A 21631-nucleotide genomic window follows, 5' to 3' on the forward strand; every position below is an offset into this window, starting at 1 on the left:
TTTTACCTGAAACAAAACATCTCTACTTATTCGTCACCGATCTGATACTAACGATTGTGATGACAGCATCGCAATGCTCACATACTTTTTAAGAGCCGCGGATTATTATCCGGCTATTTTTTTACCTGAAACAAAACATCTCTACTTATTCGTCACCGATCTGATACTAACGATTGTGATGACAGCATCGCAATGCTCACATACTTTTTAAGAGCCGCGGATTATTATCCCGGCTATTTTTTACCTGAAACAAAACATCTCTACTTATTCGTCACCGATCTGATACTAACGATTGTGATGACAGCATCGCAATGCTCACATACTTTTTAAGAGCCGGGCTTAATTTGCTTCAAATAAGGCGAATCCAGTAAAATTCACTAATCGCTAATGTAAAGACTGCCAATGTATTTGTCACGTAAGCCACTGCTTGTATTTGATTAAATTTTATTTACTCAAATATTAATCACTTTTTTACATTTTGAGCTTGCAAGACCAAATGATAATGATTATTATTTACATGCGTTCCAAGAACTCGGAAATAACTTAAAGGCATCTCATCTCCTGCAAGTTAGAGTTTAATTAAGCACGACATTGCTCACACACTCTTTGTGGCCGGGATTATTATCTCGGCTATTTTTTTGCCTAAAACAAAATAACGATTAGCCTCAACGATTGATGTGGCTGCACCACATTGCCCACATACTTTTTCTTCATAGCCAGAATTATTATCTCGGCATTTTATTGCCTAAAACAAAATAACGATTAGCCTCAACGGTTGATGTGGCTGCACCACATTGCTCACATACTTTTTCTTCATAGCCAGAATTATTATCTCGGCATTTTATTGCCTAAAACAAAATAACGATTAACCTCAATGATTGATGTGGCTGCACCACATTGCTCACATACTTTTTCTTCATAGCCAGAATTATTATCTCGGCATTTTATTGCCTAAAACAAAATAACGATTAGCCTCAATGATTGATGTGGCTGCACCACATTGCTCACATACTTTTTCTTCATAGCCAGAATTATTATCTCGGCTATTTTTTTGCCTAAAACAAAATAACGATTAGCCTCAACGATTGATGTGCCTGCACCACATTGCTCACATACTATTTCTTCATAGCCAGAATTATTATCTCGGCATTTTATTGCCTAAAACAAAATAACGATTAGCCTCAACGGTTGATGTGGCGGCATCACATTGCTCACATACTTTTTCTTCATAGCCAGAATTATTATCTCGGCTATTTTTTTGCCTAAAACAAAATAACGATTAGCCTCAACGGTTGATGTGGCGGCATCACATTGCTCACATACTTTTTCTTCATAGCCAGAATTATTATCTCGGCATTTTTTGCATGAAACAAGGTGTGATAAACAAGGAAAAATAGCCGGGACGAATGCCCAGCTAATGATGAAAAACTTTATTCTCTAGACATGCCCGAGTGCTTGCCATTGAACTGTAGCCCCTCGTATGGCGCGTTGCTCTGGTCTTCAATTGCTTTATGGTACAAACCAATCGTAAATAAGCTGCCCTTACCTACCGTCGAGCTAACTTCAATGGTGCCACCAATACGTTTAATAATACCGTAACTAAGCGATAGGCCTAAGCCGGTACCATCTTTGCGTGTGGTATAAAATGGGTCAAAAATACGGTTAAGTTCCTCTTCAGGAATACCTTTACCTTCATCTTCAACTTCAATTTTTACTCCAACCGGTTCACCCTGCTGTACCCAATCATAAGTACGGATCCAGATTTGGCCCTTACCGTTCATTGCGTGAGCCGCGTTTACTACCAAGTTAATCAATACCTGCAATAACTGCGGACGGTTAACTTGAATAGGATAGCTAGCGTTAAGCTCTTGATTAAGTACTACTTGCTGCTTTTGAATTGAATGACGTACCAACACCAACATCTCTTCGATAATTGGCGTGATCTGGTGCATTTCAAGTGGCGCGTTAAACTCACCAGGACGGCTATATTGCAATAAGCTACGGATAATCGTACTAATACGACCAACCTGCTGAATAACCAGCTCAATCTCTTCTTCTACATCGTCTGCTCGATCGCCTAACTCGTACTTAAGCAGCTCCATATTGCCCAAAATCACCGCCGTTGGGTTATTTATTTCATGGGCAATACCCGCTGTTAACTCACCCAGCGCGGTTAGCTTTTCATTGATCACCAACTGCTGACGGGTCTCGTTAAGCAGTGCTACGTTAGCTTGTAGCTCCTCAGTTTTCTCTTGTAAGCTGCGAGTACGCTCTTCTACTTTAACTTCTAGTTGTTCTGCCGCCGCTTGAATTTGGCTATTGCGACGCTGCAATAGATCTAGCATTCGGTCAAACTGCTCGGCCAAGTTAGATAGTTCATTATCGCTATCTAAACCTAATGAACCGATACGTAAGTTACGTCCAGATTGCACCGCTTTCACTACATGGTGAATACGTTCAATGGGCTGTAATAAGCTGTAAGCACCACGATAAACTAACCAACCCGATACCAGTAGTACCAACATCAAAATGGTGCCAAGCTCGATAATGTTCAGCAGGTAGTTATGGATAAATGGTGACTCAGAAAAGCCAGTGTAGATCATACCAATACGCTTGCCGTTGATATCTTCAAGCGGGGAATAAGCTGAAATAAACCAATCGTTAAATACAAACGCACGATCGACCCAAAGCAGGCCTTGATTAAGTACTTTTTCACGCACCTCTGATGACACTAAGCTACCCAAGGCACGGCCTTGCTGGTCATCACCTTTAGGAAAAAAGTGCAGCGGCACGTTAGTACTAATACGGATATTATCGAGGAAAATAGTCACAGTACCGATAGAGCGTTCAGGTAATGTGCCTTTGTCGTAAACCAAGTCACGAATATGGTCAACAATACGGGTATCGCGGTTTAGCATGATCCCACCGTCGAGATACCAAGCCACATGACCATCTACACCGACGACAGGTAGTAAACTACGGCTAAGTAAACCGCGCTTCTCTTCATGTTTAATCGGCTCTTGCGCCCGCTGAGTTTTCATCACGGTCACTTTAGCTCTGTCGGCAAGTTCAGGATCAATCCGTGCCAAGCGACTAGGCTCAAGTACCATAAGTCCAGAAAAAGGCTCGGTTCCTTCAATATGCGGTAGCATCTGGCGTAAATCAGGATCGGCAGCAGCATCAGATACGTTGATAAGACGTAAGAAGTCTAAATTAAGATCTTTCTTCGCTTTATCTAATACCTGCTGCAGATTAGCCTGCTGCACACTCGAGTCTTTATTTATCTGTCTAAAGTCATTTTGAAATGGCCAAGACTCCATTACCAGCTCAAGCTGCTTTTCTTGGTTGTCTTGTACTGTTATTAGGGTGCTATTTGCCACGGTCAAATCGGCTTTGACCTTCATAAACAGCTGTTTGCCTGTGTAGCTAATATTCCAATAGATAGTAATAAAAACCAAACTCACCAGTGTTAGCAAAATAGGCAACAGGGTTAAAATCAAGATTCGATAGCGCACCTTAGCCTGCATTTGTTGCCAGCTAACACCAAACATATTGGAAAAAAACGACACCTAGACTCCCCTTAGAGTGACTTTGTAATAACTATTCTTCTTTGTCGGCGTCACCGCCAAACCACTCTTTATATTTACGATCCAACGTCTTACGTGAAACCCCTAGGTCTCGTGCTGCCGCAGATTTATTACCACCGTGCAGATCAACGACTCGGGTTACATGGTCACGCTCAACATCTTTAAGCGCCCATTGTAATGGATAACCTGACTCGACTGCCATTTCCGCTTTAGGTTGAACCTTCCAGTACTCTGCAGGCGGCTTACCTAACAAGATGCAACGTTCGATCATATTGCGTAGTTCGCGAATATTACCCGGCCATTCGTGCTGTTGCAGCTTTAATAAATCTTCATGGCTCCAAACAACTTCTTTTACGCCTAACTCTGCCGCTAATTGGCAGGTAAAGTGATGCGTTAGCTCAACAATATCTTCAGGACGTTCGCGCAGTGGCGGAATCACAATGTCGAGTACGTTCAAGCGATAATATAGATCACGTCTAAAGTTACCCGCTTCCACTTCTTCAGATAACTTGCGGTTAGTTGCCGCTAGAACGCGCACATCAATATTGATCTCTTTCTCGCTACCGACAGGGCGAATGGTACGTTGCTCCAGCACACGTAATAATGCCGTTTGCATCTTCAGCGGCATTTCACCGATTTCATCAAGGAAGATTGTACCGCCAGAAGCAAAACTAAATAGACCTTCACGATTACCCTTAGCACCAGTAAACGCACCGGCTGAGTGGCCAAATAGCTCGCTTTCGAGTAACTCTGGGGCAATCGCGCCACAGTTAACCGGTACAAACGGTCCTTGGCGACCACTAAGGATATGCAGCTGGCGAGCCACTAACTCTTTACCTGTACCCGATTCACCTTCTATCAGTACCACAGCATTGGTTGGCGCGACACGTTCAATAACGTGCTTAACCTCGGTCATGGCATCGCTTTGACCGATAATGGTTGAAGATTGATTGAATGACACTTCGCGGCGTAACATCAGGTTTTCACGCTTTAACAGACGGCGTTCAATACAGCGGTCAACCGCTTTCATCATCTGCTCAAGGTGGAATGGTTTCATAATAAAGTCTGACGCACCGGCGCGCAGCGCTTTAATAGCCACATCCATATCAGCGTAACCTGTCATAAAGATGATGTCTGAACGTCTTTCTTGATCGTTCAATGCCTCATGCCATTCAATACCAGAACGGCCTGGCAGACGAATATCGACAATTAGCAGATCAAAATGGCAACGCGAACGTAGCTGCTCAGCATCTTCAACACTCGATGCCGTTTCAACTAAGGCAAACTTCTTGGCTAACGCTTTTTTCAAAAAGCTGCGCATGCCTGGCTCATCATCAACAATCAATACAGATACAGCAGAAGGAAGTGGCTTCATATTATTCATTCTCTGTCCCACCTTGTCTGTCAGGCGGACATTTTGACTCATTATATACAGAGTCTATCATCGAACTCGTCTAAATTGGTCACTATGAACCATGTAATCGCGATCTTGGGACATAATGTCTGTGACTTTTCTGCCACCTACGGGATCTGGATCACACAAGTGATACAAGTGTGAACTCAAATAATGCAATCTAAGTATGGCATCAAACTTGCTTTTAATGGGGGTATTCGATTTTGTTCAGACCCTCAGGTATCGAGAGGTCTATTTTATTTTCCATAGGAGCTAAAATGTTAAACCTTAAACGCGCTATTGGTCTTGCGGTTACCGCAGCACTATTTGTTGGTATGCCAGTTCAAGCTAATGAAGTGATTAAGCTTGCTACAACTACCAGTACTGAAAATTCAGGCCTACTAAAGAACCTATTACCAAAGTTTGAAGCTGAATCAGGCTACAAAGTGCAAGTTATTGCAACAGGTACAGGTAAGGCGCTAAAACTTGCTCGCCAAGGCGACGTTGATGTGGTTATGACTCACGCTCCAGGCGCTGAAGCAAAATTCGTTGAAGAAGGTTACGGCCGTCTACCACGTGGCATTATGGAAAATGACTTCGTAGTTCTTGGTCCTAAGAGCGACCCAGCTAAAATTCGTTCAAGCAAAACTGCTGAAGAAGCCTTTGCTAAAATCGCTAAATCAGGTGTGCCTTTCATTTCACGTGGTGACAATTCAGGCACCAACATGAAAGAACTACTAGTATGGAAGAATGCTAAAATCACTCCTGACTTCAAAGGCTACACTTCAGTTGGTCAAGGTATGGGCAAAACGCTATTAATGGCCAGCGAATTAGAGGCTTATACGCTATCTGACCGTGGTACTTTCGTTGCTTATTCAGGTAAAATAGACCTAGCAGTTGATTTTGATGGCGGCCCAGCACTCGCTAACCCGTACCAAATCATCCTAATCAGCAAAACTAAGTACCCAACGCTAAATCACAAAGGTGCTCAAGCACTAAGTGACTGGCTGATCGGCGCTGAAGCGCAAGGCATGATCAACAATTACAAGGTTCAGGGAGAACAATTGTTCAAGGCAACATATAGCGAATGAATGAAGGCTGGTTAGCCCTTATACAGCAGGCATTAAGCCTGCTGTTTTCATTGGACCCCGAAGTGTGGTCCATTATTTCCGTTTCTTTTGCGGTATCTTTTGCGGCTTTGGCGATTACGCTTCTGCCCTCTATGGTGCTGGGCTTTCTATTGGCCTTTACCCGTTTTCCTGGCCGCTGGTTAGTCACCAACCTTATCCAAACTCTGCAGTCTATCCCCACAGTTGTTATTGGCCTTTTGGTCTACCTTCTACTGACGCGCATGGGTCCGCTAGGCGATTTAAAATGGCTATTTACCCAGCAAGGTATGATATTGGGGCAGATGATGATCTGCGCACCAGTGCTTGTTGCTATGAGCCAAGCCGCCTTTACCAGTGTTGACCGCAGAGCCTGGGAAACCTCTCGCACCCTAGGCGCACCAGCACTCAGCGCTATATGGGCTGTCTGCAGAGAGCTGAAAGTTCCACTATTATTAGCTATTGTTGCTGCCTTTAGTCGTATTCTGACTGAAATTGGTTGTTCTATGATGGTTGGTGGCAACATTGCAGGGGTGACACGAAACATTCCAACAGCTATCGCATTGGAAACCAGTAAAGGTGACTTTGCCCAAGCTATTGCACTCGGGCTAGTACTACTGGTACTTGCACTTATTTTAAACTTTGCTTTAGGTACACTAAGAGGCAAAGCTGAGCCGAGGAGTCATTAACCAATGACGACTATAATGGCAGCGAAAAAAGCCACAAACACAGCAAGAATCATTGCAAAGAATATTGATATGCGCTTTGAAGATAAGCATCTTTTTAGCGCAGAGAAATTAGTGTTTGAACAAAACCGCGTGATCCACCTGCAAGGTGATAATGGCTGCGGCAAAACCACGTTAATGAAGTTACTAGCTGGCTTTAATCAGCCCTCTAAAGGCACAATTTACGCCGAAGGTTTTGCGATGGCTCCTTGGTGGCGCAGTAAGTCTATTACAGGTAAAGCGCTGTATTTGCACCAGCACCCTTACCTGTTTGAAGGCAGTGTGTTGTATAACCTAACGTATCCACTGAGGTTTTTAACCGCAGATAAAGAGCAACTAAAAGCCCGCACAGAGCTAGCAATTGATAAAGCGCAGTTGCGCCATCTATTAAGCCAAGCCGCATCAAGCTTGTCTGGCGGTGAAAAGCAGCGTTTAGCCATTGCTAGAGCTTGGATCATCCAGCCTAAGCTATTAATGCTTGATGAACCCACCTCCAATATGGACAAGCATTCTCAGCATTTAGTGCTGCAAATGATCACCGACTTAAAACAACAAGGCACTGGTATGCTAATTAGTAGCCATCAGACTTGTATGTTAACTAAAGTATGCGATCATGCTTGGCTTGTTAGCAATAAAACCATCACCACCGACAATGTCAGTGCTTTTAACTGCGTTGATGATACTCAGGTTGAACTTTCGACAAGTTTGCACGTATCGGTAGGATAGGTTCATTAGCAATTTTTCAGTAAAAACAGCAACAAATAATTAGGTAACAGTAATGGCAGCACAAGTTGATGCAGTAATCCTTGCTGGCGGTATGGCCAGACGTATGGGTGGAAACGATAAAGGTTTAGTCGAACTGAGAGATCAGCCAATGATTAAACATGCTATTGATCGGATAAAACCTCAAGTTAAGGAGATCCTGATCAACGCAAATCGTAACCAAAACCGTTATTCTGAGTTCGGTTTTAAAGTGTTCAGTGACCAAGATAGCGGCTATTTAGGCCCATTGGCTGGCATGATCACCGCAATGAGCGAGACTAATGCAGAATATTTATTGGTCGTTCCTTGCGATTGCCCACTGTTACCAACTGATTTAGTCGCTAGAATGCTAGCGAAATTAACGGCTGAAGATGCTGAACTTGCAGTAGCAAGTGACGGCAAGCGCGAGCAACCTGTAGTTATGTTGCTAAAGCCGAGTTTACGTGCATCAATGAAAGCCTTTTTAGATGCTGGAGAACGCAAAATCGATTTTTGGTATGCCAAGCACCATTATGTCGTCGCTGAGTTTGCCGATCAGCCCAATGCGTTTGTAAACGTAAACACACCAGAACAAAAACAGCAGCTAGGCGATGCCATAGCTAATGAAGAAAATCACTAGAGGTGTAAATGAGCATACCTTTTACTAATCCGTTACCGATCCCAGTACTCGGATTCTGTGCCTACAGCGGCACAGGCAAGACCACATTATTAAAGCAATTAATCCCAGAGCTTAATCGCCGTGGTGTGCGACTCGCAGTCATTAAGCATGCTCATCATAACTTCGATGTCGATATTCCAGGCAAAGACAGCTACGAAATGCGCAAAGCTGGCGCAAAGCAGATGCTAGTTGCCTCTCATGTGCGCTGGGCGTTAATGACTGAAGATGCCAAAGACGGCGACCCTGAGTTACCGCATTTGCTAAAACAGATCGAAGCCGACAAGGTTGATATCGTCCTTGTTGAAGGTTTTAAAAAGCTCGAACTTCCTAAGATAGAACTGCATCGCGCCGCACACGGCAAGCCTTTCATCCATACTCACGACGATAACATCCAAGCGATTGCTTGCTGTGATGACACCGAATTACCGAGTGAACTGCGCCGTTTAGATATCAACAATGTAGCGCAAATTGCCGACTACGTCGGCGAATACATTGCCACGTGGCAGCCTTGCCCTGTTGATCTGCCTATGGCGCCAACTTGTGGCTGTGAACTCGATACCAGCACTACGCTGTCAGTTCGCCAAGGTATTGATAAAATTCTTTCTTACGTAAAACCAGTAACCGCTATCGAGTCAGTTGATCTCGACGAGTTAGAAAACCGCGTACTGGCAAGCGACGCCATTTCTCCTGTGGATGTGCCGCAGCACACTAACTCAGCGATGGACGGCTACGCATTTAAGCTAAGTGATACCGCAGACGCATCATACAAGATGGTTGGCGAAGTCATGGCAGGCCACGCTTATAACGGCACCATTGCTAATGGTGAAGCCGTGCGCATCATGACAGGCGCGCCACTACCGGCAGGTGCAGACACCATTCAACTACGTGAACTTGCTAACGAGCAAGACGGCGCAGTTAGCTTTGAAGGCGACATGAGCCTAGGTCAACACGTACGCCAAGCCGGTGAAGATATTGCTCAAGGTGCAACCGCCTTAGCCGCGCATTCTCGTCTGCATGCCGCCGAGCAAGGTTTACTAGCCTCATTAGGTTTTGGTGAGTTACCGGTATTTAAGCGTCCAAAAGTCGCCGTATTCTCAACCGGTGATGAAGTTTGCCAGCCAGGCGAGCCCCTAAAAGCCAACTGCATTTTTGACTCAAACCGCTACACCATTAAATCAATGGCGAAAAAGCTAGGTTGTGAAGTCATTGATTTAGGCATTATTCAAGATTCTGAAGCAGCACTGGCGCAAGCGTTAAAAGATGGCGCAGCCAAAGCTGATATCGTGATCAGTTCAGGCGGTGTATCAGTCGGCGATGCCGATTACATTAAAACCGTACTAGAACAAGTTGGGCAAATTAACTTCTGGCGCATCAATATGCGTCCGGGTCGCCCACTGGCCTTTGGTCAAATCGACGATAGCTTATTCTTCGGTTTACCGGGTAACCCAGTCGCGGTAATGGTATCGTTTTTACAGTTTGTACAGCCAGCCATTCGCAAGCTTGCCGGTGAGCAAAACTGGATCCATACCATGGTGCCAGCGATTACCGACAAACCGCTACGTAGCCGCACAGGCCGCACCGAGTTTACACGCGGCGTGTATCACTTAGCGGCAGACGGCAAGTTACATGTAACTACAACAGGTGCTCAGGGCTCAGGGATGCTTAGCTCTATGGTAAAAGGAAACTGTCTCATCGTGATAGGCGAGAAAGATGACCAGTTAAATCCAGGTGACACAGTTTATATTCAACCTTTTGCCGACCTCCTTTAAGAGGTCATGTAGGTAGCCAGTATGAGTTTGATCGTTGACACTTTTGGTCGCACGGTAGAATACCTGCGCCTTTCAGTCACTGACCGCTGTGATTTTCGCTGCGTGTATTGCATGAGCGAAGATCCGTGCTTTTTAAGCCGAGAACATGTTCTTAGTCTTGAAGAGTTAGCTTGGGTCGCACAAGCCTTTACCGAATTAGGTGTAAAGAAAATCCGCCTAACCGGTGGTGAGCCCTTAGTGCGCACCGACTGCGATCAATTGGTCAAACTACTGGGTAAACTCCCCGGACTTGAAGAGTTGTCGATGACCACCAACGGCTCGCGTTTAACCCGCTTCGCCGCAGAGATGCACGACTCAGGCTTAAATCGACTCAATATTAGTCTCGACACTCTAAAACCAGACCTGTTCACCAGCTTAACCCGCAACGGTAAAGTCGACCGCGTCATCGCCGGCATCGACGCCGCCATCGCCGCAGGTTTTAAGAAGATTAAAATCAACGCAGTGATTTTGCGTGGTCAAAACGATGATGAAGTCTTAGATCTCATTGAGTTTTGCCGCGAACGCGACCTCGACATTGCCTTTATCGAAGAGATGCCATTAGGCGTCATCGATGAGCGCAAGCGCAGCCGCCACTGCAGCAGCAAAGAAATTCAAGACATCATCAGCGAGCGTTATGAGCTTATTCAGTCAAACCGCCGCACAGGTGGCCCAGCGCGCTACTTCACCATGCCGGGCAGCGACATCCATGTAGGATTTATCTCGCCCCACAGCAACAACTTCTGCCACGAATGCAACCGCGTCCGCGTCACCGTAGAAGGCAGATTGTTATTGTGTTTAGGCAATGAAAACTCGGTAGATTTAAAAGCGATACTGCGCGAATTCCCCGGCGACATTGAAAAGCTAAAAGTGGCGATTCTAGACGGCATTCAACACAAGCCAAAAGAACACCATTTTGACCCAAATGGGGAAACACAGATCTTGCGGTTTATGAATGCAACTGGTGGTTGAGTTAACTGTTGCTTGAACAGTTTCTTCTTCGCTTGTTGGTGGTCTGGTGTTTTCTGTCACCACAGTGGTTGACTGTTAGCTTGAGCTACATACACAAAACCCGACATTTACGTCGGGTTTTGTTTTATTATAATGTACATCAGCTACTGAAGAAATTAGCTCTAAGTGGATGCGCTTGCTACATTTTACCTTCGTAGATTTTCTTGGCTTTAGTAGCTCTATCCAGCCTTCGATGCACAAGTGAAACCAAAGATAATATGTCCAAGGCATCAATTTCCTCAATACTCCACGTAATTTTGGGAGCGTGTGCGGTCGTATTTCGGAATGTTCCAAATAGGCCCTTAAGTAAATTCATAAACCCTTTCTGTTCACTTTTCTCACTTTCTGATTGCAATGAGTTTAGAGCTAAATGGGGTACACCTTTAAATGAAAAAGCTTCATCAACTAGGTTGGCCCCATCAGACTGGAGATCTGTTAGATTTCTAATTTTATCAGCGACACTTTTCGTTGCTTCAAAGACAGTATGAAAGTAGTTGTCTACTAATAACTCTTCTTTGCAGTACTTCAGAACATCAGGATGAACATTTCTAGTTACCAAATGCTCTTTTAACTTACTTGCTCTAGCTGCTGCCTCACTTATTGTATTGGATCTCTTCACATATCCAACCTTTCCATCATCACCAAGATGTAAGCCTGAAAAACTTAATATCTGATTGATTTTGTATTTAGTATCGTTAAACCATTCTAAATTGTCATAATGTCTTGCTGGATTCATAGCATTTTGTACAAAAACGATTACATTATTTGCACAGCGATCCTTTTCCTGTCTATTTGCTAAAGCTGAGTTGAGCCTTTTCCACTTTGTATTATATGAATCGATATCTTCAATATTAGATTCGTATAATACCTTTGCTATTTCTGCACCAGTAAATCCATTTTCAGTTTCACCAAGAACCTTAGATAAGGACTCGATAACACTGAAATCTAATTTCTCGATTGCTGCCATAATATCCCTTGAAAAATGTAACGGTTTATTGAACTACAGAGCAGATAATATTGTTATCGGTGATGCTTTTTTCAATATTACTAGTATATCTTGAGGGTGTCCTTATTTCGAATATAACCCATTGTTTTCAAAGTTCACATCAAATCTATTCGATTATTATTGATACATATTAATGTGTGCATGGAAGGGCAATTACAACAGCTTAACTGTTTCGATTTCAGTAACTAATATCCCCATAAATCACTGCATCCATGAGGTGCAGCTAATTGCCTGCGGCAAGCGTATGTGCAGATACTGCCGTGACACGCTGCAAGTCCATCCCTGGAGGCTCGACCATGACATCCATGTCATGGATGGTCACGGCCGCATCTACACCTGATTTGAAAAGCACAACCTTCCAACCTCTGCGTTAGACCTATAAAAAGACAAAGAAAAAGAAAAGACCAACAACTCAAAGGTTACAGAAAACACCAATTCCCCCATCGAAGTTGCCGAAGTCATTGAAGAACAATCGTGTGAGCGAGGCATGGATGCCGAGGTAGCCTTAGGTGAGCCATGGATGGCGAATATGAGGCGATAGCGATTTTCGAAAATGACTGAGGATCAACAACTTCGTTAGGGGCGGCAGGGGTGATCCAAGAGGGGATTGCTGTTGATCCCCTCTTGGCCGAGTGTGAGCTGGAAGCTCACGACCTTTATCAAGCGCAGCTTGATTGCTTAAGTTGTTAGACGAAGTCTAACTTAAAACTCAGGCGTAGCCTGATAGGCCAAAAAACTCGTTACTCGAACATTTGATGACTCTTGATCAAAGTACACGACGGATCATCTTCGCGTTTATTGATATTAACCAACTGGTAAGCAGCCTTAATCTCTTTACCAATTTGCTGGTTTACCGATTCAACACCACTAGCCTCAACAGCCTTAAGGTAAGCCTGCATCAATTCACGGTCATTCTGAATGATCAAAAAAATCTCGTTAGATAACTTCTTATTTAGCTTCTGCACAGCCAATTGAGCAATTTCTTTAGGTAACATGATTATTCTCTTCAAGTATCAGCTAGATCGCTGATTTCATAGTTATTAAGCGACTATACACCGAAAAATATGAAATGAGTTAGCAAGCTAGAAGAGCAATAACATTAACTCAGAAGCCACAGAAAACACCAACTCCCCATTGAAGTTGCCGAAGTCATTGAAGAACAATCGCGTGAGCGAGGCATGGATGCCGAGGTAGCCTTAGGTGAGCCATGGATGGCGAATATGAGGCGATAGCGATTTTCGAAAATGACTGAGGATCAACAACTTCGTTAGGGGCGGCAGGGGTGATCCAAGAGGGGATTGCTGTTGATCCCCTCTTGGCCGAGTGTGAGCTGGAAGCTCACGACCTTTATCAAGCGCAGCTTGATTGCCTTTAGCTCAGGCGCAGCCTGACGGAATTATCAAACGAAGTTTGATTGCTTAAGTTGTTAGACGAAGTCTAACTTAGAAGTCAGGCATCGCCTGATAAGAACCAATTGTTAGACAACGTCTAACCCACCACCCCAAGCGGTAGCTTGAAACCAACCATTTGTGGTTAAACCAACTTGCAGATACACTTATAAAATAACCACTCATACAAACAACCACATAAACAATGGCACTCTCACGTAAAAAGTGGAACACCATCATTATCGTCGCCTCCGTGCTGATGATCTCCGTGCTGACTGTGATTGAAAAAAACAGCCAACAAACACCACTGCATACCCAAGCCCTATTTGATAAAGCGGCGCCATTATCACAACTACAATATGCTGAGCATTGGTTGCAGAAACGCCAATCTGGCTGGCAATGCAGTAGCAATGTGCTCAACTGCTTAGAGTGGGCTAACGCTTGGCAGCAAGTACATATCTCCGCACTAACCGATAAACCAGAAACGGCAGGTGAACCGATAGAGTTAGTGATTCAAGTGGATGATCTCGATGATGCGCAGCTGTGGGTATTGTTTCAACAACAAGGTTTATTAAAGTCGCCCGCAGGCAACTGGTATCAAGTGCCACCCAGTCTACGCGAAGCACTCAAACCGATTATTCGCGCGCAAGTAAACTGATCACGCTAAATACTCGTAATGGCAGTTATCAATAGCAGCATAGAAAAATAACAACAAGAGAGAATATAAATGCCGGAACTTCCCGAAGTTGAAGTCACTCGCCAAGGTGTATCACCTTATCTAATTGATAACCAAGTCACCGACTTAATTGTGCGTAATCCGTCACTGCGTTGGCCGGTACCTGAAATTGCTAAGCAGATTGTTGGTCAAACCATACGAAATGTACGCCGCCGCGCTAAATACTTACTTATCGACACTGATGCCGGTACCACTATTGTCCATTTAGGCATGTCGGGTAGCCTGCGTATTTTGCCTGCTTCAACCCCGGTTGAAAAACACGACCATATCGATTTAGTGCTCGCTAGCGGCAAAGCACTGCGCTACAACGATCCAAGACGCTTCGGCGCCTGGCTCTGGTGCGAGTTACCGGAACAAGCACACCCATTATTAGCTAAATTAGGCCCTGAACCGCTGACTGACGCCTTTAATGCCCCATACCTATTAGAGAGTTTGGCTAACAAGAAAAAGGCCATCAAGCTGTGTTTAATGGACAATCACATTGTGGTTGGTGTAGGGAATATTTATGCCAATGAAGCGCTATTTGCGGCAGGGATTCATCCGCAAGCAGAAGCAGGCAAAGTCGATGCGGAGCGGATTGAGATTTTAGTCGCTGAAGTGAAGCAGATCCTTGCTGGTGCGATCAAACAAGGCGGCACCACCCTTAAAGACTTTACCAATGCCGATGGTAAACCGGGATACTTTGCGCAAAAGCTGCACGTTTATGGCCGTGGCGGTGAAACCTGTACTCAATGTGGCCATCTACTCAGTGAAATTAAGCTTGGCCAACGGGCGACGGTGTTCTGTAGTTTATGCCAGCAAAAATAACCCGCTAGCGCATATCAAGTTACAATGGTTAAGCGAGATTACTTCTCTTCTATGATCTCGCTTATCTGCTGCCTTAAGCGAGTTTTATACAAGTAAAAGGCGATGATTGAGGCACACACAAATAATCCCGCGCTGATTAGTAAACTGGTATTGTCTGACAGTCCAAGTCCTGCTCCAGCAAAACTAAACACCATCATTTGCGGAATAAAACCGATACCACTGCCAGTAAAAAAGCGCCAAGCACTAATGTGAGTTGAACCCGCAGCCAGATTGGTCAGAAAATTGCTGCTCAGCGGCAAAATACGGATCATAATCATCTTCAATATCGTGCGCTGAACAATTAAATTCTCTAGGCGAGTCAACTTAGATTGAAAGCGTTTTTTTAAGCTATCCCTAAACACAAATCGAGCAAAATAGAAGGTAAGAACGCAGCCTAGTAGCGCCGATAAGCTCCCCACTAGCGCGCCTTTTATCCCGCCAAGTGCAAAACCAAAAGCAAAAGCCATAAACTGCCTTGGCCCACCAACACTGGTATAAGCCGCGCCAATAAAAAATAGCACCACAAGGCCCTTATCACCCTGCTCAGCTAAATAATCGGCAATCCAATTACTATCAGCAACCGTTGCAAATGCGCCTTGTTGAAACGCGTAGATAACCAGCGATAGCACGGTAATAACTGACAATATTTTCGCAAAACGCTTCATACCCAATCCGCAATCATTGTTTAAACGCCCAAGCTGTCCAGATCTAGTATCAGCAGCAGTAAAAAAGCCAACGTATCAACGTTGGCTTTTTCAATGCTAAGAGGTTAATTAAAACTTATATTCGTATGTACCGAATACCGTTGCATTGGTGTCACTTTCTTGTACCTCAAACTCTGATTGAGATACTGTGCCACCCACACTCATCATGCCGTACCAAATAGGCATTCGATAGCTCAGCTCTAACATCAACAAGTCCTCTTTAAGAGGTTGTGGCGCCCAGCCGTGAGTAGGGCTTTTGCCGTCTTTGTTTAGCTGTGCATAACGTAGTAACGAGGTAAAACCTTTACTATTGGCAAACTGGCCTATTAACCCTAACACGTAGACATTCGCGTCACTGTCGTAAGTGCTGCCTAGTGCGCGACCGTAGTAACGTGAACCACTTCTATACGTTGAGTGCTCATAAAAACAGTTGAAGGCGTTTTCATCTTCGCCACAGAACACCATGGTATCAGTGTATTCGAGGAACAACTTATACTGCTGACCGTCGAAGTTAAAACGTGTATCAGCACCAAACATTGAGCCACAATCTACGATATCCCAAGGGGCAGAGCTCTTAGCGTCTTCACAAGTTCTTTGGTAATAAACCCCAAACGGCACGTTGTACCAAGTGTCGCTAAAGCGAATATCATAACCCGCAATTTGGTTACCATAGTTAGAACAACCGAATTCATCTACGTTATCCGCGCGACAATCGCGTTGACCCGTAATAGACTTAAACGCACTGTCCCAAGTACATTCTTGGCCTTCACCACAAAACTGTGTAGTCCATGACACGCCCATTTCTAATTGCTTAAACGGGCGGATTGAACCTCTAAAGTTCCACAGTAGTGCATTAGGAGCATAGCGCTCCTCTTCAAACATGCTGATGCCAGCACTCAAAGTCCATGGGCCTAACCACGACAACCAAGGTGTTTCAAATGCTTGCGCATTATTGCGGCTCAGCATCAATGATGGCATTGGCCTAGCGTTATTTGACTTGTGCAGTGACGAGTCAAAACCTGGGCCCCACCACTGTTCAACAGTGCCGGCGGTAAACATCCAATTACCCAGTGCCATAGCAAGATATGAATCGTCAAAACGGAATTCTTTATCGTCTAACGGATCATAGTTGGCTGATGCTGAGATCTTGTAAGCAAAACGGTCACCTAGATATTCATAAGAGGCCGTTGCTTCGCCTTGTTCGCGATAGTCTGAACCAAAATGTTGAAAACGTGCAGGGTCGCTAGCGGCAGCAAGCTTAATACTGGCATTGCCACGATTATCGATAGCATTACGGTAATAAAAGTTCACCCGCGAAAAAGCATCAACCAGCGCTGGCGTTAACGTTGATGGCTCTACCTTGGCTAAGTCACCGCCAATACCAGACCACATCAATGGATAAGTATTAACAGGTACTGTGATCACACCGGCATCGGCCAGTGCTTGAATATCGGCACGCAAATAGATATCAGAAGTATCAACCCATGGCGCTGCAGCAGCCATGCTTGAAAACATCAGTGTTGCAGCAGGTAATGTTTGCAGCGTTTTCACTTTAATAAACTTCAACATGGGTCGCTATTTGCCCTTTTTCATTAATGCATTGGCCACTTCGGCGTGAACAAATTGGCTCACATCGCCACCATGCAGCGCAACCTCTTTAACTAAGGTTGATGAAATAAATGAGTTCTCTTCTGCTGGGGTCAGAAACACACTTTCAAGATCTGGGCTTAAACGGCGGTTCATATTGGCAAGCTGAAATTCGTACTCGAAATCAGATACGGCGCGTAGGCCTCGCACTAATACGCTAGCATTTTGATCTTTTGCAAAATCAACTAATAAGCCACTAAAGCCAACGACTTCAACGTTATCAAGATGGGCGGTTACGGTTTTTAATAATTCAACGCGTTCATCAAGCGTAAATCTAGGCTGCTTAGAAGGATTGGCTGCAATACCAATAATCACGTGCTCAAATAGGTTTGCCGCACGCTCAATTAGATCGGCATGACCATTGGTCACCGGATCAAATGTTCCTGGATAAATAGCTCGCTTGTGCACGTTAAATCAGCCCTTAATCTTGTCATCAAGTGAACATGTAGTCACTCAAATTACTGTCCTGAAAGCAGGAGTTTTTAGGGGCTCTATCCTACTCGTTATGGGCTGATTTGTGAATCCAAAAGCAGATATTAGTAAGATGAATTAATACAGATTTAGCTTAGCGGTTAAAATTAGCTAACATTCAGCTTACATCTACGGCTTAGCTGGATTTTTTCAACGATGGCCAAGCTAAATCAGCAGGTTGCGACCATGTCATAAGCTGCTCTTTCACGGCGGCGGAATCAAATAGCTCACCAGATGGTGGCGCTACCGTATAGCGATAGGCTTGATCTAGGTATTGAAAATCTAAACTGTAAGCATGTAAATAACCTCTGTCAGCTGTCACGCCGCCGTATAGGGTATCGCCTAGAATTGGCGTACCTATACTCGCTAATGCCACTCTTAACTGATGCGTCTTTCCGCTATGAGGTTTTAATAGATACAGGCGCTCACCGTCTCCAATTGAGTGCGAGAAAAACTGGGTAATCGCCGGGTTGTCTGTGGTGCGTAGCAACTTATGCATGCTACGACGAGATTTAGCCATATCGCCAATCACCCAGCCTTGCTTCTTTTTAGGTTTACCTTGTGCCAATGCTAGATAATATTTTTGCACTAAATGCGCCGAAAACATCCGCGTAAACTCGGCGGCGGCCTCACTGGATTTAGCTAAAATAATCAGCCCAGAAGTTAAAGTATCAAGTCGGTGAACAGAGTAAAGCTTTATGCCAAGATCGGCTTCTGCTTGGGCGACAACGCCTGCTGTGCCATCTTGGCTATGAAAGTGAACTTCTGCCGATTTATTAATGACAATAAAATCGCGCTCATCGGCAATGACTTGGTACATATTGGGCGTTCTCAAAGATTGGCAAACAGGCGCTAAGGCCTATATTGCTGACTAAAAGGTGATGATCACTTTTAGTCCAGGCTGATTATCGGTTAAGGCTATTTTAGCATTATGGCGCGACAGAATCGCCTTCACCATAGATAAACCTAAACCTGTACCTTTATGATGGCGACTAGGGTCTAAACGCACTAAACGCTCAAACACTTTTTCCCTAGAGGCTTCGGGGATCCCTGGGCCGTTGTCTTGAATAGCAATGACGTTTCGATTTTGCGAAATGCTAATCTCTGCGCCTTCGCCAGAATACTTAATCGCATTATCGACTAAGTTAAATAGGGCTTGGAACAACAAATATTTATCACCGCTAACCTGAAAGCCTTCACCTGTAGTCAGTTTCAATGACTGACCATTAAATTCGGCCATAGCCTCTGCCATTTCAAACAAATCTTGGCTAATGGTTATTAAGCTCACGTCTTGTAATTCAAGGGTTTGTTGCCCCTCTTCAATACGCGTTAACGACAGCATGGCATCGAACGTGGCTAAGCAGTGATCCAGCTCTTCGGTAATAATCGCGCAGCTTTCTTGTAACTCTTCTTGCGGCTTACTCGGTAATTGTTCTAAACCGATACGAAGGTGTGACAAGGGGGTCCGCAAATCATGGGCAATGTTATCGGTGACGCCACGCACTGCAGCTAAGTTCTTCTCTAGTGCATCGAGTACACCATTAAATTGTTTAGCCAACATATCGAATTCGTCTTGGCGCCAACTAACAGGTAGGCGAGTTGAATATTGCCCTTGCTCTATACGCTTACTCAAACGGTTATATTGCACCAGGCGGCGTAAAATCGCTTTGGAAAACAGATAACCCAACGCCAATGTTAGCACCACGGTTAACATCAAGGCGGTTATCGCTGCGTTAGTAAATTTGTCAATTAGGCTGCCGAGCTGATCGACACGAGTTGCAATAAGCATAGGCCCGTAGCGGGTCATCACCATGCCACCGGTTAAGATATGCAGCTTTTCAGGCCCACCAGTAAACACCGGAAACTCGCGTTTTTCCGGTAACATAGGCATATCTTTAGGGATCATGCTCAACGAGCCGACAAGATCGAGCGAGTTGCGCCAAACAATAAGGGCAACTTTAGGATCGGCACTACGCACCTGAGTCGCAAAGCTGCGACGATCAAGCGTTAATGCCATTTGTTGGTAGCGGGTTTTTTCAGCGTCGAGATGCAGGTCCAGCTGATACTCTTGTTCATTGATCAGCTGGCGGTACATCCCCAGTAACAAGGTGCCAATAATGACAGTTACTAGGGCTGAGAAAATAATGGTAATGCGCCAGGCACTACTCTGATAGGGCTTAATGCCCTTGGCGTAACCGATATCCAGCACCTCGAACAGTTTCGATTAATTCGCCATGACCCAGTTCTTCAAACTTACGTCTTAGCTTGGCGATATGTACGTCGATAACATTAGTGCGTGGATCGAAATGGTAATCCCACACAGCTTCAAATAACAGCGTACGGCTAATCACTTGATTCACGTGTTCCATAAGGTATTTAAGTAGCTGAAACTCTTTCGGCTGCAGTAAAATTTCGTGGCCATCTAGGGTCACTTTACGTGTCAGTAATTCAATCGTTAATGGACCAACATTGAGGTCAGTAATCGTTGGTTGTGATTCACCACGTTGCATTAGCTTTTCGGCCCGAACCAATAGCTCAGAAAAAGCAAAAGGCTTAGTCATGTAGTCATCACCACCTGCACGTAGGCCTTTGACTCGCTCATCAACATGGCTCAGAGCTGACAAAATAAGCACCGGCGTTTGGCTGCCGGTAGCGCGCAATGCGGCCAACAGTTTTAAGCCATCAAGCTGTGGCAACATACGATCAAGAATGATCAAGTCGTACTTCATGCTCGTCGCTAACAACAAGCCTTGATGGCCGTCGGTTGCGGTTTCTATATTGTGCCCTTGCTCAACAAATCCTTTTACGACATATTCGATGGTAGTCGCGTCATCTTCAACCATGAGTATTTTCATGTTTAATCCCATTTGAGCAGTGGTAGTAATTGTTTATTTTCAATATCAAAGGCTAGCTTACGCTTACCGTCAATATCAAGGATCTCTAGTTCGATATAACTAATCCCAAGATCATTATCGACTTCGGCCTTAATAATATGGCCTTCACTTTCTTCGGCGACCAAGGTCAGCATTTCCGACAGCGATAGACCATTTTGTTGCAGCATCATCACACCGGACAATTCGTCTTTGTCATCTTTATCAAGACGCTCAACTTCACGCTCTTTTAAGCTGCCATCTATCGCACGGTATTCATATTCGGTAATGGTTTTTGCTTGTGGGTCAATCATCTTAAACTCGTAGATTAACTCCCCGTTTTCGATATCGGCCTCAAATTCAGAGATCACGCCTTCATGCTGCTGCTCAAGTTGCTGCATCATTGCAATTGGCAACGGATACTCTCCCGTTGTCATCAATGAATACAAGCCTTGTCCAGCAAACGAGCTACCAGAAACTAACAACAAACCAATTAGCCAGCGAGCCATGGCTCCTCCGAAAAATAAACGCTAAACCACTTTCAATAAAGGATTATTCAGAAATCAGACGTATGCTGTCAATTTCTATTTCAATACCTTGCCATTCATCGTCAACTTCGCCGACCAATGTCACTTTAGAGTCACTTGAAACTTCAATATCACGCCAAAGCGCATTATCTATTTCAACTTCAACGTCACCGCTATCATCGCGGAAAAGGTACTTTTCATCGCCTAAGCTTTGCACTAAATAACCGGTAAGCTCAACTGGAGTATCGTCTTTTGCTTTAGCCGCATCAGCCGCTGTTTTTACGTGATTTGCAGGGCCAGGACCATTGTAGGCAGCCATAGCTGGAAGCGTTAACACTGCAGACAACATGATTAAACCAGTTAATTTCTTAGACATAAAATAAAACTCC

20 protein-coding genes are annotated in these 21631 nt (G+C 44.5%); 8 read left to right on the forward strand and 12 right to left on the reverse strand.

The window, feature by feature from the left end; genetic code table 11:
* Positions 1-1430 precede the first annotated feature (1430 nt).
* Both L2747_RS14100 and L2747_RS14105 read right to left on the reverse strand, forming a co-directional pair.
* Positions 1431-3569, reverse strand: a complete 2139-nt coding sequence (locus L2747_RS14100) for a sensor histidine kinase (protein WP_248999658.1) — start codon at positions 3567-3569, stop codon at positions 1431-1433.
* A 31-nt stretch (positions 3570-3600) separates the two neighbouring features.
* Complete coding sequence (locus L2747_RS14105; protein ID WP_346347789.1) at positions 3601-4983, reverse strand: sigma-54-dependent transcriptional regulator; 1383 nt, start codon at positions 4981-4983, stop codon at positions 3601-3603.
* Positions 4984-5258: 275 nt separating this feature from the next.
* On the opposite strand from L2747_RS14105, the gene L2747_RS14110 reads away from it, so the two are divergent.
* Genes L2747_RS14110 through moaA form a run of 6 tightly spaced genes read left to right on the forward strand, consistent with a single transcriptional unit; the run spans position 5259 to position 11008 of the window.
* The gene (locus L2747_RS14110; RefSeq protein ID WP_248999660.1) at positions 5259-6071 is read left to right on the forward strand and encodes an ABC transporter substrate-binding protein; all 813 of its coding nucleotides are present in this window, start codon (positions 5259-5261) and stop codon (positions 6069-6071) included.
* The gene (locus tag L2747_RS14115) at positions 6068-6775 is read left to right on the forward strand and encodes an ABC transporter permease (RefSeq protein WP_220779850.1); all 708 of its coding nucleotides are present in this window, start codon (positions 6068-6070) and stop codon (positions 6773-6775) included. The genes L2747_RS14110 and L2747_RS14115 overlap by 4 nt, the downstream gene beginning before the upstream one ends.
* A gap of 3 nt (positions 6776-6778) precedes the next feature.
* Positions 6779-7537, forward strand: a complete 759-nt coding sequence (locus L2747_RS14120; protein ID WP_248999661.1) for an ABC transporter ATP-binding protein — start codon at positions 6779-6781, stop codon at positions 7535-7537.
* Between the two features lie 52 nt (positions 7538-7589).
* Positions 7590-8192: a molybdenum cofactor guanylyltransferase MobA gene (gene mobA, locus L2747_RS14125; protein ID WP_248999662.1), complete on the forward strand. Its 603-nt coding sequence runs from the start codon at positions 7590-7592 to the stop codon at positions 8190-8192.
* A gap of 8 nt (positions 8193-8200) precedes the next feature.
* The gene (locus tag L2747_RS14130; RefSeq protein WP_248999663.1) at positions 8201-10000 is read left to right on the forward strand and encodes a bifunctional molybdopterin-guanine dinucleotide biosynthesis adaptor protein MobB/molybdopterin molybdotransferase MoeA; all 1800 of its coding nucleotides are present in this window, start codon (positions 8201-8203) and stop codon (positions 9998-10000) included.
* A gap of 21 nt (positions 10001-10021) precedes the next feature.
* Positions 10022-11008: a GTP 3',8-cyclase MoaA gene (moaA, locus tag L2747_RS14135; protein ID WP_248999664.1), complete on the forward strand. Its 987-nt coding sequence runs from the start codon at positions 10022-10024 to the stop codon at positions 11006-11008.
* A gap of 178 nt (positions 11009-11186) precedes the next feature.
* Here moaA and L2747_RS14140 read toward each other — a convergent pair whose 3' ends face one another.
* Positions 11187-12014 (reverse strand): TIGR02391 family protein, encoded by an 828-nt coding sequence (locus tag L2747_RS14140; RefSeq protein ID WP_248999665.1) that lies wholly within the window; start codon positions 12012-12014, stop codon positions 11187-11189.
* 779 nt (positions 12015-12793) lie between these two features.
* Positions 12794-13048 (reverse strand): hypothetical protein, encoded by a 255-nt coding sequence (locus L2747_RS14145; RefSeq protein WP_220779837.1) that lies wholly within the window; start codon positions 13046-13048, stop codon positions 12794-12796.
* A 598-nt stretch (positions 13049-13646) separates the two neighbouring features.
* Between L2747_RS14145 and L2747_RS14150 the strand changes: the two genes are divergently transcribed.
* A complete protein-coding gene (locus tag L2747_RS14150; RefSeq protein WP_248999666.1) occupies positions 13647-14099 on the forward strand; it encodes a hypothetical protein in 453 nt (150 codons plus the stop codon).
* A 69-nt stretch (positions 14100-14168) separates the two neighbouring features.
* Complete coding sequence (gene mutM, locus L2747_RS14155; protein WP_248999667.1) at positions 14169-14984, forward strand: bifunctional DNA-formamidopyrimidine glycosylase/DNA-(apurinic or apyrimidinic site) lyase; 816 nt, start codon at positions 14169-14171, stop codon at positions 14982-14984.
* 38 nt (positions 14985-15022) lie between these two features.
* Here mutM and L2747_RS14160 read toward each other — a convergent pair whose 3' ends face one another.
* From L2747_RS14160 to L2747_RS14195, 8 genes are all read right to left on the reverse strand, one after another.
* Positions 15023-15688 (reverse strand): TVP38/TMEM64 family protein, encoded by a 666-nt coding sequence (locus L2747_RS14160; protein WP_248999668.1) that lies wholly within the window; start codon positions 15686-15688, stop codon positions 15023-15025.
* Positions 15689-15796: 108 nt separating this feature from the next.
* Positions 15797-17296: a capsule assembly Wzi family protein gene (locus L2747_RS14165; RefSeq protein WP_248999669.1), complete on the reverse strand. Its 1500-nt coding sequence runs from the start codon at positions 17294-17296 to the stop codon at positions 15797-15799.
* Between the two features lie 6 nt (positions 17297-17302).
* Positions 17303-17782: a pantetheine-phosphate adenylyltransferase gene (gene coaD, locus L2747_RS14170; protein WP_248999670.1), complete on the reverse strand. Its 480-nt coding sequence runs from the start codon at positions 17780-17782 to the stop codon at positions 17303-17305.
* A gap of 199 nt (positions 17783-17981) precedes the next feature.
* Positions 17982-18665 carry a TIGR01621 family pseudouridine synthase gene (locus L2747_RS14175; RefSeq protein WP_248999671.1) on the reverse strand — a complete coding sequence of 228 codons (684 nt, stop codon included), beginning with the start codon at positions 18663-18665 and terminating at the stop codon, positions 17982-17984.
* Positions 18666-18716: 51 nt separating this feature from the next.
* Positions 18717-19940 carry a sensor histidine kinase gene (locus L2747_RS14180; protein WP_248999769.1) on the reverse strand — a complete coding sequence of 408 codons (1224 nt, stop codon included), beginning with the start codon at positions 19938-19940 and terminating at the stop codon, positions 18717-18719.
* 82 nt (positions 19941-20022) lie between these two features.
* Entirely contained in the window at positions 20023-20700 is a 678-nt protein-coding gene (locus L2747_RS14185) for a response regulator transcription factor (protein ID WP_248999672.1), read from the reverse strand.
* A 2-nt stretch (positions 20701-20702) separates the two neighbouring features.
* Positions 20703-21224: a hypothetical protein gene (locus L2747_RS14190; RefSeq protein ID WP_248999673.1), complete on the reverse strand. Its 522-nt coding sequence runs from the start codon at positions 21222-21224 to the stop codon at positions 20703-20705.
* A gap of 43 nt (positions 21225-21267) precedes the next feature.
* The gene (locus L2747_RS14195; RefSeq protein ID WP_248999674.1) at positions 21268-21618 is read right to left on the reverse strand and encodes a YgiW/YdeI family stress tolerance OB fold protein; all 351 of its coding nucleotides are present in this window, start codon (positions 21616-21618) and stop codon (positions 21268-21270) included.
* Between the last annotated feature and the right edge of the window lie 13 nt (positions 21619-21631).

Origin of the sequence: Shewanella marinintestina, from assembly GCF_023283845.1 — a bacterium.
Classification (GTDB): Bacteria; Pseudomonadota; Gammaproteobacteria; order Enterobacterales; family Shewanellaceae; genus Shewanella; species Shewanella marinintestina.

Excerpts from the sequence above, each read along its gene's own strand:
- L2747_RS14115 (WP_220779850.1), top strand. The coding sequence starts at position 6,068 with ATGAATGAAGGCTGGTTAGCCCTTATACAGCAGGCATTAAGCCTGCTG.
- L2747_RS14120 (WP_248999661.1), top strand. The coding sequence starts at position 6,779 with ATGACGACTATAATGGCAGCGAAAAAAGCCACAAACACAGCAAGAATC.
- moaA (WP_248999664.1), top strand. The coding sequence starts at position 10,022 with ATGAGTTTGATCGTTGACACTTTTGGTCGCACGGTAGAATACCTGCGC.
- L2747_RS14195 (WP_248999674.1), bottom strand. The coding sequence starts at position 21,618 with ATGTCTAAGAAATTAACTGGTTTAATCATGTTGTCTGCAGTGTTAACG.
- L2747_RS14150 (WP_248999666.1), top strand. The coding sequence starts at position 13,647 with ATGGCACTCTCACGTAAAAAGTGGAACACCATCATTATCGTCGCCTCC.
- L2747_RS14140 (WP_248999665.1), bottom strand. The coding sequence starts at position 12,014 with ATGGCAGCAATCGAGAAATTAGATTTCAGTGTTATCGAGTCCTTATCT.
- L2747_RS14160 (WP_248999668.1), bottom strand. The coding sequence starts at position 15,688 with ATGAAGCGTTTTGCGAAAATATTGTCAGTTATTACCGTGCTATCGCTG.
- L2747_RS14165 (WP_248999669.1), bottom strand. The coding sequence starts at position 17,296 with ATGTTGAAGTTTATTAAAGTGAAAACGCTGCAAACATTACCTGCTGCA.
- L2747_RS14190 (WP_248999673.1), bottom strand. The coding sequence starts at position 21,224 with ATGGCTCGCTGGCTAATTGGTTTGTTGTTAGTTTCTGGTAGCTCGTTT.
- L2747_RS14130 (WP_248999663.1), top strand. The coding sequence starts at position 8,201 with ATGAGCATACCTTTTACTAATCCGTTACCGATCCCAGTACTCGGATTC.
- L2747_RS14110 (WP_248999660.1), top strand. The coding sequence starts at position 5,259 with ATGTTAAACCTTAAACGCGCTATTGGTCTTGCGGTTACCGCAGCACTA.
- L2747_RS14175 (WP_248999671.1), bottom strand. The coding sequence starts at position 18,665 with ATGTACCAAGTCATTGCCGATGAGCGCGATTTTATTGTCATTAATAAA.
- L2747_RS14145 (WP_220779837.1), bottom strand. The coding sequence starts at position 13,048 with ATGTTACCTAAAGAAATTGCTCAATTGGCTGTGCAGAAGCTAAATAAG.
- mobA (WP_248999662.1), top strand. The coding sequence starts at position 7,590 with ATGGCAGCACAAGTTGATGCAGTAATCCTTGCTGGCGGTATGGCCAGA.
- mutM (WP_248999667.1), top strand. The coding sequence starts at position 14,169 with ATGCCGGAACTTCCCGAAGTTGAAGTCACTCGCCAAGGTGTATCACCT.
- L2747_RS14180 (WP_248999769.1), bottom strand. The coding sequence starts at position 19,940 with ATGTACCGCCAGCTGATCAATGAACAAGAGTATCAGCTGGACCTGCAT.
- L2747_RS14185 (WP_248999672.1), bottom strand. The coding sequence starts at position 20,700 with ATGAAAATACTCATGGTTGAAGATGACGCGACTACCATCGAATATGTC.